The sequence below is a fragment of the Elizabethkingia occulta genome (assembly GCF_002023715.1).
Taxonomy (GTDB): domain Bacteria; phylum Bacteroidota; class Bacteroidia; order Flavobacteriales; family Weeksellaceae; genus Elizabethkingia; species Elizabethkingia occulta.
The window spans coordinates 182,671-195,928 of the sequence record NZ_MAHX01000015.1; the positions used below are offsets into that span (position 1 = coordinate 182,671).

15 protein-coding genes are annotated in these 13,258 nt (G+C 35.3%); 6 read left to right on the forward strand and 9 right to left on the reverse strand.

Features of this window, described 5'->3' with window-relative positions:
* Window positions 1-229 precede the first annotated feature (229 nt).
* Window positions 230-826: a TetR/AcrR family transcriptional regulator gene (locus BAZ10_RS10330; protein WP_078771983.1), complete on the reverse strand. Its 597-nt coding sequence runs from the start codon at window positions 824-826 to the stop codon at window positions 230-232.
* Window positions 827-1,056: 230 nt separating this feature from the next.
* On the opposite strand from BAZ10_RS10330, the gene BAZ10_RS10335 reads away from it, so the two are divergent.
* Entirely contained in the window at window positions 1,057-1,611 is a 555-nt protein-coding gene (locus BAZ10_RS10335) for a thioredoxin family protein (RefSeq protein WP_078771984.1), read from the forward strand.
* A gap of 117 nt (window positions 1,612-1,728) precedes the next feature.
* Here BAZ10_RS10335 and BAZ10_RS10340 read toward each other — a convergent pair whose 3' ends face one another.
* From BAZ10_RS10340 to BAZ10_RS10360, 5 genes are all read right to left on the reverse strand, one after another.
* Window positions 1,729-2,151 (reverse strand): DUF1330 domain-containing protein, encoded by a 423-nt coding sequence (locus tag BAZ10_RS10340; RefSeq protein WP_078771985.1) that lies wholly within the window; start codon window positions 2,149-2,151, stop codon window positions 1,729-1,731.
* A gap of 4 nt (window positions 2,152-2,155) precedes the next feature.
* Complete coding sequence (locus tag BAZ10_RS10345) at window positions 2,156-2,494, reverse strand: GIY-YIG nuclease family protein (protein ID WP_078771986.1); 339 nt, start codon at window positions 2,492-2,494, stop codon at window positions 2,156-2,158.
* Window positions 2,495-2,505: 11 nt separating this feature from the next.
* Window positions 2,506-2,931 (reverse strand): MarR family winged helix-turn-helix transcriptional regulator, encoded by a 426-nt coding sequence (locus BAZ10_RS10350; protein ID WP_078771987.1) that lies wholly within the window; start codon window positions 2,929-2,931, stop codon window positions 2,506-2,508.
* A gap of 206 nt (window positions 2,932-3,137) precedes the next feature.
* Window positions 3,138-3,629, reverse strand: coding sequence for a DinB family protein (locus tag BAZ10_RS10355; RefSeq protein ID WP_078771988.1), 492 nt, complete (start codon window positions 3,627-3,629; stop codon window positions 3,138-3,140).
* Window positions 3,630-3,634: 5 nt separating this feature from the next.
* On the reverse strand, window positions 3,635-4,273 hold the full coding sequence (locus BAZ10_RS10360; RefSeq protein ID WP_078771989.1) for an MBL fold metallo-hydrolase: 639 nt from the start codon (window positions 4,271-4,273) through the stop codon (window positions 3,635-3,637).
* 92 nt (window positions 4,274-4,365) lie between these two features.
* Between BAZ10_RS10360 and BAZ10_RS10365 the strand changes: the two genes are divergently transcribed.
* Both BAZ10_RS10365 and BAZ10_RS10370 read left to right on the forward strand, forming a co-directional pair.
* Entirely contained in the window at window positions 4,366-5,172 is an 807-nt protein-coding gene (locus tag BAZ10_RS10365) for a GLPGLI family protein (protein ID WP_078771990.1), read from the forward strand.
* Between the two features lie 4 nt (window positions 5,173-5,176).
* A complete protein-coding gene (locus BAZ10_RS10370) occupies window positions 5,177-5,986 on the forward strand; it encodes a GLPGLI family protein (protein WP_078771991.1) in 810 nt (269 codons plus the stop codon).
* 32 nt (window positions 5,987-6,018) lie between these two features.
* On the opposite strand, the gene BAZ10_RS10375 is transcribed toward BAZ10_RS10370, so the two are convergent.
* The gene (locus BAZ10_RS10375; protein WP_078771992.1) at window positions 6,019-6,900 is read right to left on the reverse strand and encodes an AraC family transcriptional regulator; all 882 of its coding nucleotides are present in this window, start codon (window positions 6,898-6,900) and stop codon (window positions 6,019-6,021) included.
* A 136-nt stretch (window positions 6,901-7,036) separates the two neighbouring features.
* Here BAZ10_RS10375 and BAZ10_RS10380 point away from each other — a divergent pair, with 136 nt between their 5' ends.
* Entirely contained in the window at window positions 7,037-8,305 is a 1,269-nt protein-coding gene (locus BAZ10_RS10380) for a M24 family metallopeptidase (protein WP_078771993.1), read from the forward strand.
* Window positions 8,306-8,361: 56 nt separating this feature from the next.
* Here the strand turns inward: BAZ10_RS10380 and hemH are convergent, their stop codons facing one another.
* Entirely contained in the window at window positions 8,362-9,393 is a 1,032-nt protein-coding gene (gene hemH, locus BAZ10_RS10385; RefSeq protein ID WP_078771994.1) for a ferrochelatase, read from the reverse strand.
* Between the two features lie 33 nt (window positions 9,394-9,426).
* Window positions 9,427-10,305, reverse strand: a complete 879-nt coding sequence (locus BAZ10_RS10390; protein WP_024564724.1) for a NifU family protein — start codon at window positions 10,303-10,305, stop codon at window positions 9,427-9,429.
* A gap of 157 nt (window positions 10,306-10,462) precedes the next feature.
* Here BAZ10_RS10390 and BAZ10_RS10395 point away from each other — a divergent pair, with 157 nt between their 5' ends.
* Both BAZ10_RS10395 and BAZ10_RS10400 read left to right on the forward strand, forming a co-directional pair.
* On the forward strand, window positions 10,463-10,981 hold the full coding sequence (locus BAZ10_RS10395; protein WP_078771995.1) for a gamma carbonic anhydrase family protein: 519 nt from the start codon (window positions 10,463-10,465) through the stop codon (window positions 10,979-10,981).
* A gap of 118 nt (window positions 10,982-11,099) precedes the next feature.
* Complete coding sequence (locus BAZ10_RS10400) at window positions 11,100-13,247, forward strand: helix-turn-helix domain-containing protein (protein ID WP_078771996.1); 2,148 nt, start codon at window positions 11,100-11,102, stop codon at window positions 13,245-13,247.
* Window positions 13,248-13,258: the final 11 nt, after the last annotated feature.

Here is a 13,258-nt window from a genome sequence, read left to right on the forward strand (position 1 = left end):
GTTTATAAGCTTAGTTTCTGTTTTTACAGATTAAAATATTGTTAATAGGTGTAATATTTTCTAACAGTGTTAATATTTAGATAAAATATAACTGTCTGAAAAATAGAGCGTGTCAAATATCCGGACGCATTAGTTTTATGATTTTTTTATTAAAAAGTGTGATGAACAGTATGTTTATTATTTATACGTTAGTTTTCCTAACGGTGTTAATATTTGGTTCAAAAAAAATTTACAAAGATTTAATAAAGGAAACAACTGCTTCATCAAATGTAGCTTTGTTCATTGTTTCCGGCATATCCGCATTACGCATCATCATAATAGAAATCATTCCGTGTACCGCAGAAAATAAAGCATGAGATTTGTGACAAGCTTCATCCGTATTAGATCCATTTTTTTCAATGATCTTGAGGGTACATTCGTAAATCATCTGTTGGAAAAGAGAGAACTCGTCCTTCATCTGGCCCCTGCCACAACATTGCATTCCCAGACCAAACATCAGTTGGTAATATTCTTTGTTTTTAAAAGCAAAATCCCAGTATGCATTTACTAAAGCTGTTAGTTGTTCTTCTGGGGTCTCATATTTCTTTTGAGCTTTTATTAAATCCCTTTTTAAAAGCTTAAATCCCTGAAGAGAAATTTCAAAAAGAATAGCATCCTTATTTTCGAAATGGTCATATACTACCGGAGCACTGTATTCTATAGCATCTGCTATTTTTCTCATAGAGAGCGAAGCCCATCCTTCCGTTTTTGCCAGATTGAATGCAGCCTGCAAAATGTTTGCACGCACTGATTCTTTTTCCCGCTGTCTACGTTCATGTACTCCCATGATAAATTTTTCCTAACAGTGTTAGCAAATTTACAGACCTTATTGTTCATTTTCCAAATAAATTTTAAATTTTAACATTTTCTGCATTTATAAAAATGTGATAGGCAATAATTTTAAAAGAAATTTTATCTTTGTTGTCAAGTTAGTAGAAGCACTTTTTATTTAAAAGTGAACGATCTGTTTGCAGGAATAGATTTTTTAAACGCTTAGAACCTTAAACAATTAAAAAAATGGCAACAACACCTTCTAATATGCTGGCTTTAGGAACTAAAGCTCCTTATTTTGAACTAGAAAATCCTCTAACAGAAATATCTGAAAACCTTGAAGAACTAAAAGGTAAAAAAGGTACTTTGATTGTATTTATGAGTAACCATTGCCCGTTTGTACAACACGTAATTGACAAAGTAGTAGAATTACATGAAGATTATCAGGAACAGGGAATCCAGATTATTGGAATCAATGCAAATGATATGGAACAATCTCCAGAGGACTCTCCTGAGAAAATGCTGGACTTCATTAAAGAAAGAAATATTACATTCCCTTACTTGTATGATGAAAGCCAGGCTATAGCTAAAGCTTATCAGGCGGCCTGTACTCCGGATTTTTATTTGTTCGATGACAAACTGGATTTGGTATACAGAGGACAAATGGATGAATCTCGTCCAGGTAATCATAAGGAGGTTACCGGTGAAGACCTTATTATTGCATTTGAGAACTTACTGGCAGAACAGCCACAGGAAGAATTCCAGATACCAAGTGTAGGATGTGGAATCAAATGGAAATAATTTTCAGATAACGAATGATCTTATAATACATAAAATGGCCGGAATAGACTCCGGCCATTTTTATGTTTTTAAATAAGTATACGTGAAATTATATCAGCAAATAAAGCCAAAGAATAGTTATAACAAAACTTCTTCCAGAGGTAGTAACCTCGAATCTTCGATAGCTGCAGTTCTGTGTCCTGTTATTTTCATATAATCTTCATTCTGCTCAAAACTAAAAAAATCACTAACGCTCTTTTGTCTTATCAGCATACATAGATCCCAGTATTCATTTTCAGGGCCTATCAGAAAAAGATTCCCTTTTCCTATGAATAAGATTTCTCCGCCATTGGCTTTTAAAAAAGGTTCCGCTTCTTTAATGTAAGTTAAATAAGCTTGGTGGCCAGTTATACTATGAGCAGGTTTCAGATCGGGATGTGCAGAATAATCTGCTTCTTTCTTTAGTTTTATCAGATTCAGGTTGACAATACTTCCCTGTATATTTTTCTGAAACAAATGTTTTCCTGACTCAAAGCTTGGGGATAAATATTTTTCAGTCATAACATTAGTATGTTTCTGTATCAATACTGTTGATATAAGCTTTTTCAGCTTTCATTATTTCCTGACGATAATTGATATACTTATTGTCCTGAGAATGAATAACAGTTACAAATTCAAAAGTAAAATTGTCAGCTCCCTGTTCTGTCCAATCACTTTGTAATTGTGGATTAGTAAATAGTCTGCCGTTTAGTAAGAATTTTATTTTGTTAACCAATGCTTCCATATTCAGAGAACTCTGGACATATTGTTTTTCTGTTGTATTATTTCTTATGCTAAGGACACCCATTGTTATTTTATGTGCCTTTGCTTTTTCTCTTAATTCTTGTTTTAATGCATTTTTCATCTGATCATAGATTATCTTATATTTCCCCCTAAATCGTACAGGAAATCACTTACAGTCTTCAGTGACTTAACCTTTCCGGAAGGAAGAATGTCTTTTGTAATATTTTCTGCTGTGGCCAAAGCTTCTTCCAATATTTTTTTTCCGGTAGAAGTAATTACAACATAACTTACTCTGGCATCCCGTTCGTTGGTTTCTCTTGTTACAAGTCCTGTTTTTTCCATAGGATTTAGTAATCTGGTTACACCGGATGCTGTAAGGCCAATTTTTTCTGCCAGATCGATTCTGCGCATTTTGTTTTCAGAAGAGGAGTTGAGTATATACAAAATGGCAAAATCATTGAAACCCAGTCCATGTACACTAAGGGAATCAAATTTTCTGGCAATAACTGATTGCAGTTTATTGATGTTTATTAAAAGTAATAATTCAGCACTTATCATTGATATATATTTGATTAATCAAGTATTTTAATGTTGCAAATATATGCATTTTAATTAATTACAAAATTTATTTTTGAATTAATACTTATTTATTTTATTGAGTTTGTAGAAATGTAGGAAAGGTTGTAAAAACTTTATTTGAATTTATTCAATAAAAAGCCCATCAATCAATATTGATGAGCCTGTTTGCTATTGAGTAATGATTTTTATGCTTCGTCAGCAGACGGTCCATATAGTCCGGGAACAGGAATATCCAGTAGTCTTAGATATAAGCTCAGCTGTCCTCTGTGATGGATTAGGTGGTTGTTGATGATAAAGCGTAATGCTCCTATTTTTGGTAATTCTGCGATAACGTGATCTCCAGCCTTTAGAGTATAAGTCTGCAGCCAGAAGTTTTCATCAGTACCGTTAACAAAATCGATATTGTTTTCTACTCCTTTTGCAAGAACATCCTGTAGCTCTGCAAAGGATGTTGCCTTTAACGGAACATAATCCGTATGGAAATTAAAGCTGTCTCTTTCTAGAGCTGTCTTTAGCCATAAGTGTAATTCGACAACGTGGGAAGCAAGTTCCAATGCAGACATCGATTTTTGATGAGGTTTCCAAGTGGCATTTTCATCTTTAAGTCTCTCGATAATTCTTCGAGTATTATCTGCCTCTCTTTGATTTTCAATGAGGACTCCGTCTTTAATGCTCATATGTTTTATTTTAAAAATGGATTATGTTCCTTCTCAAATCCTATTTTAGTAGGATTTCCATGTCCTGAGAAAACTTGGGTGTCTTCGGGAAGAACCAGAAGTTTAGTTTTAATACTATCGATCAGCTGATCAAAGTTGGCTTTGAACAGATCTGTCCGTCCAATACTTCCTTCAAATAAAACGTCTCCGGAAATAATAAACTTGCCGTCCGGATTATGATAGCTGATACTTCCTGGTGAATGTCCCGGAGTAAAATAAATATGAAATACTTCATCACCTAATTTTAATTCGTCACCTTCATTAAGGAATTTTACTTCCCCATTAAAATTCTCGAAATCGAATCCAAAACGTTGTGCGGAAAGATTACCCATTGTCAGAATTTCTTCTTCATCCGGATGGAGGTATACGGGAACTTTATAAGTGTCATATGCCCATTGTAGCCCCAGAATATGATCAATATGGGCGTGGGTTAGCAGTATCTTTTCAACTTTCAAGCCATTGTCTGCAATAAAAGATTGCAGTGCTTCAGTTTCTTTCGGGTGAATATTTCCCGGATCTATAATCCAAGCCTGTTTCTGATCATTATATACAATGTAGGTATTCTCAGAAAAAGGATTAAAAGGAAAAATCTGTATATGCAGCATTTGCAGAAAAATTTTAAATTTACGTAAGACCAAATTTACAAAACCTTTTCATCGGTTCACCGTGAAAAGTACTATTTAGAATATTTAATAATATGAAAAAACGACTACCAGGATTTCTTCTTGTTTTGGCAGCGCTATGCCTCTTCGCACAGAATAAAACTTTTGTATATCAACTGGATTATAGGTATAGTGATAAGAAGGATGACAAAAAGAAAGAAATATTTACACTTGATATTGTAAACCAGCAATCTGTTTTCAGGACTGAAGATGAAAAGAAATCGGACTCATTACTTGCAAATGGAAAATACGGATATGCTACGAATTTAAATTTGGAGAATCAAATTTATGTTATAAAAGATGGAGACAAAAATGAGATTAGTAAATTCTATCGAACACTTCTTAAGACTTATTATGATGTGAAGATAACCGAAAAACTCGACTGGAAAATTCTACCGGATAAAGACAAAATAGGGGATTTTGAAGTACAGAAAGCTGAGGTTAACTATGGTGGAAGAAACTGGACGGCATGGTTCACTGCAGAAATCCCGATTACAGAAGGTCCTTATGTTTTTAATGGATTACCAGGGTTAATAGTAAAGGTAAAAGATAGCAGAGATGATTATGATTTTACACTAAAAGCAATAAAGAAAAATATGGGAGACCTTTATTTAAAAAAAAGAGGCTTAAAGGTTGATTATCCAACATTTAAAAAACTAATGATGAATTATTATAATGATCCTTATACAGAAGCAAGGATGGCTAATGTACCTATTGCCAAAGATGATGGACATGGAAATCCGGTAAGAACAACATTTACTGAAATGACACCCACTGTACAGAAGCATATTCGGGATACCAATAATCCTATAGAGCTCAATTATAAAAACGATTACAAATAAAAATATGATGACTATAAAAAAACTATTATTACTTGCTTTTTCTGTATTGTTTCTGAGTATTTCCGCTCAACTCAGGACGTTTGTTTATGAGGTAAAATACAAGAGCAATCGGGATAAAGATAGTATTACAACTTTGAAAATGAATCTGGATATTATGGATCAGCAATCAGTTTTCAGAACCGATAAGCAAAAAGAAACAGATTCGATTTTTTCAAATGCAGGAAGATGGTCATGGTTTGATATAGGATTTGGGAATCAGCTGTATATTTCTAAAAATCTGAAAACGAAAGAAACCTTTAAAAATGTACAGAATGCAAGAGAGCTTTATACTATACCAATAAAAGAAAATCTACAGTGGAAGATATTACCAGATAAAGACAAAGTAGGAGAGCTTGTTGTGCAAAAAGCTACTGCCAATTACGGAGGCAGGAACTGGAAGGCATGGTTCTCAACAGAAATTCCGATTTTAGACGGACCATATGTTTTTAGTGGCCTTCCCGGGCTTATTGTAAAAATAGAAGACGAAAAGAAAGATTACCAGTTTGCACTTACAGAAATTAAAAAAAGCGGAAAACAACTTTTTCAGAGAGGAAAAGGTCTTGTATTGACATGGGCACAGTTTCAGAAACTGGCAAAAGAGTATTACAATGATCCTTTCAAAGAATATAAAGCCGGACAATCGAAACTAAGAGTAACAGATGAACATGGTAATGTACAGCAAATTGATTATAAAGACTTGACTTTATCCGAGCAGAAAAAAATAAGAGAAACGAACAATCCTATAGAGCTTAATTATAAAGTTAGTTATCCATAGTCCTGTGGAAAAATAATGTTGTAGTAAATTTATTAACGAATAGTCTGCCTGTATTCTGAGGGGGTAAGACCTGTATGCCGCTTAAAAAATCTACAAAACATGGATGCATCGGTGAAATTCAACTCTTCTGCGATTTCTTTGACTGTTCTCTTTTGAACAACCAGCAATGATTTTGCATGTGCAATAGCGACTTCATTGATCCATGTAAGAGCAGGTTTTCCTGTACTTTTTCTAATCTCAGTCGTGAAATATCTGGGCGTTAAACAGGCTTTGTCTGCATAAAAATTAACACTGCGTTCTTGTTTATGATGTACAAAGAGTAATTGTAAAAAGCGGTTTGCTAATGATTCAGATTTTTGATATGCTTTATTCGATGGTTGCTCAGAAATGTATACTGATTTAATTTCATTTACCAGAGCCAAAATCAGATACCTTATTTTTTTATATTTATCCGGATCATTATCTCTAAAAAACAACTTGCTTATGAAGGCATGATAATCTCTGAAAATTTCAAAAGTACCCTTTTGGGGTATTATGCAAGGACATAATCTGATTTTCTGAAATGTATCAAACTCATTTATAAGAGATTCATCCGACATCAGATCATAAGAAAAAAATAAGGTATCAATATACAGATCATCCGAAATATCTAGAGGCTCCAGCATTGTATCAGGCAGAATAATCATAATAGTACCGGATTTTAGTTCCTGTTCCTGAAAATTTATCCTAAGTCTGGCTTTTCCCCTTATACATATTGCGCAAATAAACCCGTCTACAAAGTGTGGATGCTTGGTCAGGTGCTTTCGTACATCATCAGGAGATTTATTTATAGCTATTCCTGTAATGGTTTTAATTCCGAATTCCGAAGCAACAAAAGGAATGCTGTAATTATCAATTAGTGTCTTGTAGTACATATTGTATGCAATGTATGACTAATTATGATGTTAAATGTAGAAATACGAACATATTGCACATTATTACAAAATAATGAGCAGTAATTCTCTGTACCTATGTAACGTACTTTGTTCTTATTAATTCAAGTATAAAATTATGAGAACAACAATGTCAATTCCTGCACCTTTATCTTTTGCAGAACGTGATCGCCGCTGGCAACTGGCGAGAGAAATTATGAAAAATAATAATCTGGATACACTGATTATTTATGGAGATCGCGAGTCTGCGGCTCCGGCACCTTTTTGCATCGATCACTACTTTACAAATGATCGTCTGGGCTCAGTTGTAATATTTCATCAAGAAGAAAAACCGGTAGTTGTAACTTTTGCCCCTATGATGATAGCAGATCATATGCAGGCTATGTCGCGTGGGGATCAGCAGTGGATATCTCCTGATCAGATTTATGTAGGCAAAACCGGAGAATATATCGGACAAATATTGAAGAATATCGGACTTGGTGAAACCCCACAAATTGGTATTATAGGATTAGAACCATATCCACCATTTTATTTTGATGGAGCAATGCCACATCGTACATGGAAAGGTATAACAGCGCTTTTTCCTAAAGCAGTATTAAAACCGGTATTCTTAGATTTTTTTAAGCTTACATCCGTGAAAAGTGAAGAAGAACTGTCGTTGATAAAATATGCAGCACATATAGGTGAAGAGATGAGTGAGGCCATGCGAAAAACAATAAAGCCGGGAGTAAGTGAGGCTGAAGTTGCTGCAGCCATTACAGCGGCCTGTATTTCCATGGGAGGTTTTACTGCGGAGATTTTGTTAGGTTCAGGACCTGAATATATTGGATGGGGACCACCAGCATGGCAATACCGCTCGCAGGCTCCAAGAATTATACAGGAAGGAGATATTGTATTGTCTGAGATATTTGCACTATATGGAATGTATGAAACTCAGCATCAGGCTGCAGTTGCAGTTGGGAAAGTTCATTCGGATATCGAAAGGGCAGCTGAGGTAGCCCGGGAATGTTATGAAATTGGTGTAGAAAATTTAAAAGAGGGTGTGACTTTCGGAGAAGTAGTTGATGCGATGGAAAAACCTTTACTAGCGGCTAAAGGATGGCATGTGCATCCGCTTATTCATAGTATTAATCCTTACGGACCTATTGGCTTTGGTACAGCACCGGGAATAGAATCTCTTCCACATGCTAAAAATTATGGAAATGCAGGAAGGTTGCCAAACCCCGGACGGGATATTGTATTGCAGCCAGGAATGTGCTTTGCATTCGAGCCTAATTGCGCCTTTGGAAATTATCTTGCCAATATCGGCGGAACTGTGATTGTCGGAAAAGATAAAGGAATAGAACTTAATTCTAATTCGACATTTCTAATGCGGGCAGATTATTAGCCTAAATAAAAAAAAATACCTGAAGATAATTCAGGTATTTTTTTCAACAATTTATATTAATATAATTCTTCACAAAGTTCTTTCATTACCTGTATCCATTCATCATTGTCATTTAGACAAGGAATATAGGAAAAGGATTTTCCACCTGCGTGTTCGAAGATTTCTTTCCCTTCTTCGGAAATCTCTTCAAGCGTTTCCAGACAGTCTGAAACAAAAGCCGGACATACTACTGCCAGGTCTTTTACTCCTTGTTTAGGAAGGTTTTCCAGGGTAGCATCGGTATAAGGCTGAATCCATGGATCTTTTCCCAATCGTGACTGGAAAGTAAGGATTACTTTATCCTCTGCTAATCCTAATTTTTCACGAACTAATCGGGTCGTTTCATAGCAATGATTCAGATAACAGTATTCATTGAAGTGATGGTGTCCCTCGGTTCTGCAATTCTCAAGATTACAGGTTTGTGTTGGATCAGTTTTATAAATATGCCTTTCCGGTACACCATGATAAGAAAACTGAAGTTTGTCAAACGTCTCAGGCAATTGTTTTCTGATGCTATCAGCCAACACATTTATGTAAATATCGCGGTTGTAAAAAGGCTTTACATATTTAATCTTTACATCAGGAAATTTTTTCTTTCTTACCTCTTCAGCTTTTACACTAACTGTTTCGGTAGTACTCATAGCATATTGTGGGTATAAAGGAAAGAGAATGATTTCGTTTACTCCTTGATCCACAAGATCCTGGATTCCTTTTTCAATAGAGGGTTGTGCATACCGCATACCCAATGCTACAGGAACATCTACTACCTGCTGAAGCTTTTTTTGTATCTGTTCCGAGATTACAATTAATGGTGATCCCTGATCGGTCCAAACTGTTTTGTAAGCTTCTGCGGACTTTTTTGGACGGGTTTTCAGAATAATTCCCTGTACCAATAAAGACCTGAACAGCCATCTGATGTCAATTACTCTTTCATCCATCAGAAACTCATCAAGATATTCTGTTACATCTTTTACAGATGTAGACTTTGGCGAGCCAAGGTTAACCAGTAAAATTCCTTTTTTAATATTCGAAGTCTGAGGGTTACTCACAAGTTTTTTATTATTGGTGTTTGTAATAGAGAATTATCCGTTAACAGCTTCTACGTTGTTCACAAGTTCAGGAACAAACTGTTTCAGAATTCCTTCAATTCCGTTTTTCAATGTCGCTGTAGAAGAAGGACATCCGCTACATGCTCCCTGTAATAACATTCTTGCGGTTTTGCTTTCTTTATCGTATTCAATTAAAGAAATTTTTCCACCATCATTTTCTACAGCAGGAGATACATATTCATTAAGGATATCACTGATTTTTTGTTCATCGTCAGTATAATCACGATTAATGATTTTTTGTACCGGATTTTCATGCTGATGTGCAGGAACATTACTGATAGGATTTCCATTCTGAAGGTAATCTGCTATAAAGCCACGTGCATCCATCATTACTTCATGCCATTGTACATTGTCGATTTTGGTAAGTGCTACAAAGTTATCACTGATGAAAACTTCCTTCACGTAATCTAGTTTTTCAAAAATGGTTTTGGCTAAAGGAACATCTGTAGCTTCTTCAGGGGTACGTATTTCCAGAAAGCCTTCCAGTAAAATTTTGTTGGAAACAAACTTCATTACCGCAGGATTTGGAGTCATCTCAGCGTATAAGGTGTATTGTTCTTTTTTCTTTGGTAAAAAGATTTTTGGATAAGCCAGCAACTGATCTTCAATTACATTTTTAAGACTTTGTGCCACAACATCCCACTCTACAGTATCTTCTTTGGCTACAGCAATAAAGTTGGCTGTGATAAAGATACGAGTGATAAACGGATAGTTGAATAATTCCTGGGCAACAGGAATTTCTGAAATATCAGAATTTCTATCCAGTTCCAAAGAGCCTTCAATTAAAGTATGTCCAGCGACAAACTTCAGGACTTTTGGATTCTCAGTAGGTTCTATTAAGATTTGATACATTGTTATTTTGAATAAAATGAATACAAAAATATCGTAAATTGGTGGGTAATAAAAATCTAAACAAGACTTAAAATCGGTGAAGGGCTCAAACTGTTGATGGATAAAGGTTTGCGGGTATTCGATTCTTTCGATTGATTTTATTTATAAAAAATAAATTATGGCTTTAATAAAAGAATTACTGGGGAAAACACCGGAGTTTGGAGATAATGTTTATCTGGCAGAAACTGCAACGATAATTGGTGATGTTAAAATGGGTAAAGACTGTAGTGTATGGTTTAATGCAGTTATCCGCGGAGACGTAAACAGTATAAGGATAGGTAATCAGGTAAATATTCAGGACAATGCAATGATCCACTGTACTTTCGAAAAGACAGAAACCATTATTGGTGACAATGTTTCTATTGGTCATAATGCAATTGTTCACGGATGCCAGGTACACGACAATGTATTGATTGGAATGGGAGCCATTGTAATGGACGATTGTGTCGTAGAAAATAATTCGATTGTTGCTGCCGGAGCTGTTGTTACCCAGGGGACACATATAAAAGCCGGGGAAATCTGGGCAGGAGTACCAGCAAAAAAAATAAAATCTGTTTCTGTAGACTTATTGGAAGGAGAGATTAACAGAATATCGAATAACTATATCAAATACTCTTCGTGGTATAAAGAAGATTAATAATTACTACTTGTTCTATATGCTTTTATAATAGGTAAAAGCTTATATCCGAAAATTTAAAAATACAGAAAAGCATTTCCGTAAGGATTGCTTTTCGCTTTTTTATGCCTTAACTTTGATGAAACTTTTTCATTCATTGGAGGCACTCGTTGAATTACTTGAACATACAAACAGAAGCGTATTTTTAACAGGTAAAGCAGGAACTGGTAAGACTACCTTTCTGAATAATTTTGTAAAAAACACACGCAAAAAACATATCGTTGTCGCACCTACAGGTATTGCGGCTATTAATGCAGGAGGAGTAACTATACATTCGTTGTTCACAATTCCGCCACGAACTTTTGTGCCTACTACAGAGCATATCGATCGTAATCTGGCGATGAATATTAACGATCTTTTTCCACATTTTAAATACAGAAAAGACAAACTAAAACTGTTCCGCGAGATTGAACTGATTATTATAGATGAGGTATCAATGCTGCGTGCTGATGTTTTGGATATGATGGATCATTCGCTGAGACATGTCCGCAGAAATCAATTACCTTTTGGAGGTGCACAGTTATTGTTGATAGGAGATTTGTATCAGTTGCCACCAGTTGTAAGAGACGATTCGGAAAGGATATTGTCCAGATTTTATAATTCACCTTTTTTCTTCTCGGCTAAAGCATTACAGGAAGTTCCTTTGGTGACGGTTGAGCTCATGAAAGTTTATCGTCAACAGGATGAAGAGTTTCTTGAAATTCTGAATGCAGTCCGGGATGCTGATATTCGGGGTCTTGATTTTGAAAAACTAAATTCCCGATACGAACCGGATTTTGAGCCTAAGGATGAAGCATACATATATCTGTGTTCGCATAACCGGATAGCTGATAATATAAACCAGAAAAGGCTGGCTGAACTCGGTGGTAAAACCAAATTTTACAAAGCAGCTGTTGTAGGAAGCTTTAGCGAAAGCCAATTTCCCAACGAAGAAGTTTTGGAGCTGAAAGTCGGTGCTCAGATTATGTTTATCAGAAATGACACTTCTCCGGAGAAGAAATTTTATAACGGTAAACTTGCTGAGATTTCTTATATCGATGAAGATGTTATAAAAGCTGTGCTGGATGGTACAGAAGAGGAAATAACGCTGACCAAAGAAACCTGGGAACAGAAAAAATATTCTCTGGACGAAGAAAAGAATATTAAGGAAGAAGTACTGGGGAGTTTTGAACAATATCCAATACGTTTAGCATGGGCTGTTACAATACATAAGAGTCAGGGACTTACTTTCGATCGTGTGATTATAGATGCCGGTAAATCTTTTGCCAGTGGGCAGGTATATGTGGCGCTCAGCCGTTGTCGTACATTGGAAGGAATTGTGCTGAAATCGAAAATAACTCCGGAAGTTATATTTAGTGATCACAGGATTGAAAATTTCCAAAAATCTACCAATGCTAATGATATTCTGGAGCAGATCCTGGAGCAGGAAAAGTATGATTATACACTGCACAAGGTACAAATGACAATAGATGCTGCATGGTTGAAGGATTCTTCTATTACCTGGATGGCATCTGCACTTTCCACTAAAGGACTGGATCAGGAGAAAGTGAAAAATCTTTCACAGATTTTTAAAATAGAAAGTGAAAAGCTCTTTGGTATATCTGAAAAATTTAAAAAGTTTGTTCAGCAAAAATCCAAAAGTTTCATCGCCGGAAATATCAAATGGCTGGAGATTGAAGAGAAGTGTAAAGGAGCTGTAAATTTCTTTTATACAAATGTGGCAGAACAGTTTTTACTACCATTAAAAGATTATTACTCCGAAACAAAAGGAGTGAAAGGATTAAAGGCCTATAATGAAGAGGTGAAATCTTTTATAGATGATCTTGAAGAATATATCGACAGACTAAAAGAATCTTATTTGCTGGATATTCCTTTGTTTGATAAAGAAAAGGAACTGGATACTTCGGTTAAAATGATGAAAAAGCCTACGCACATTATTACGTTCCAGTTGTTTGAAGAAGGAAAAACACCAGGTGAAATTGCTAAAGAAAGAGGGCTGGTAACATCTACAGTATATGGACATCTTGCAAAGATGGCTGAATTAGGACTTGTCGATATGGAGCGAATCTTTGACAGAAAAAGAATAAAAATATTTGAAGACCAATATCTTCAGGAAGCTTTTGACAATCTTTCGGACTGGAAGAAAGCATTACCAGACGAATTTGAATTTCATGAAATCAGAATTCTGTGGAATCATTTCAATCATAAATACGAAAATAAAAGTTAGGTAACAGGAAA

Bases quoted from the DNA above. Each gene is read 5' to 3' on its own strand.
- BAZ10_RS10330 (WP_078771983.1), bottom strand. From the start codon at position 826: ATGGGAGTACATGAACGTAGACAGCGGGAAAAAGAATCAGTGCGTGCA.
- BAZ10_RS10335 (WP_078771984.1), top strand. From the start codon at position 1,057: ATGGCAACAACACCTTCTAATATGCTGGCTTTAGGAACTAAAGCTCCT.
- BAZ10_RS10340 (WP_078771985.1), bottom strand. From the start codon at position 2,151: ATGACTGAAAAATATTTATCCCCAAGCTTTGAGTCAGGAAAACATTTG.
- BAZ10_RS10345 (WP_078771986.1), bottom strand. From the start codon at position 2,494: ATGAAAAATGCATTAAAACAAGAATTAAGAGAAAAAGCAAAGGCACAT.
- BAZ10_RS10350 (WP_078771987.1), bottom strand. From the start codon at position 2,931: ATGATAAGTGCTGAATTATTACTTTTAATAAACATCAATAAACTGCAA.
- BAZ10_RS10355 (WP_078771988.1), bottom strand. From the start codon at position 3,629: ATGAGCATTAAAGACGGAGTCCTCATTGAAAATCAAAGAGAGGCAGAT.
- BAZ10_RS10360 (WP_078771989.1), bottom strand. From the start codon at position 4,273: ATGCTGCATATACAGATTTTTCCTTTTAATCCTTTTTCTGAGAATACC.
- BAZ10_RS10365 (WP_078771990.1), top strand. From the start codon at position 4,366: ATGAAAAAACGACTACCAGGATTTCTTCTTGTTTTGGCAGCGCTATGC.
- BAZ10_RS10370 (WP_078771991.1), top strand. From the start codon at position 5,177: ATGATGACTATAAAAAAACTATTATTACTTGCTTTTTCTGTATTGTTT.
- BAZ10_RS10375 (WP_078771992.1), bottom strand. From the start codon at position 6,900: ATGTACTACAAGACACTAATTGATAATTACAGCATTCCTTTTGTTGCT.
- BAZ10_RS10380 (WP_078771993.1), top strand. From the start codon at position 7,037: ATGAGAACAACAATGTCAATTCCTGCACCTTTATCTTTTGCAGAACGT.
- BAZ10_RS10390 (WP_024564724.1), bottom strand. From the start codon at position 10,305: ATGTATCAAATCTTAATAGAACCTACTGAGAATCCAAAAGTCCTGAAG.
- BAZ10_RS10395 (WP_078771995.1), top strand. From the start codon at position 10,463: ATGGCTTTAATAAAAGAATTACTGGGGAAAACACCGGAGTTTGGAGAT.
- BAZ10_RS10400 (WP_078771996.1), top strand. From the start codon at position 11,100: ATGAAACTTTTTCATTCATTGGAGGCACTCGTTGAATTACTTGAACAT.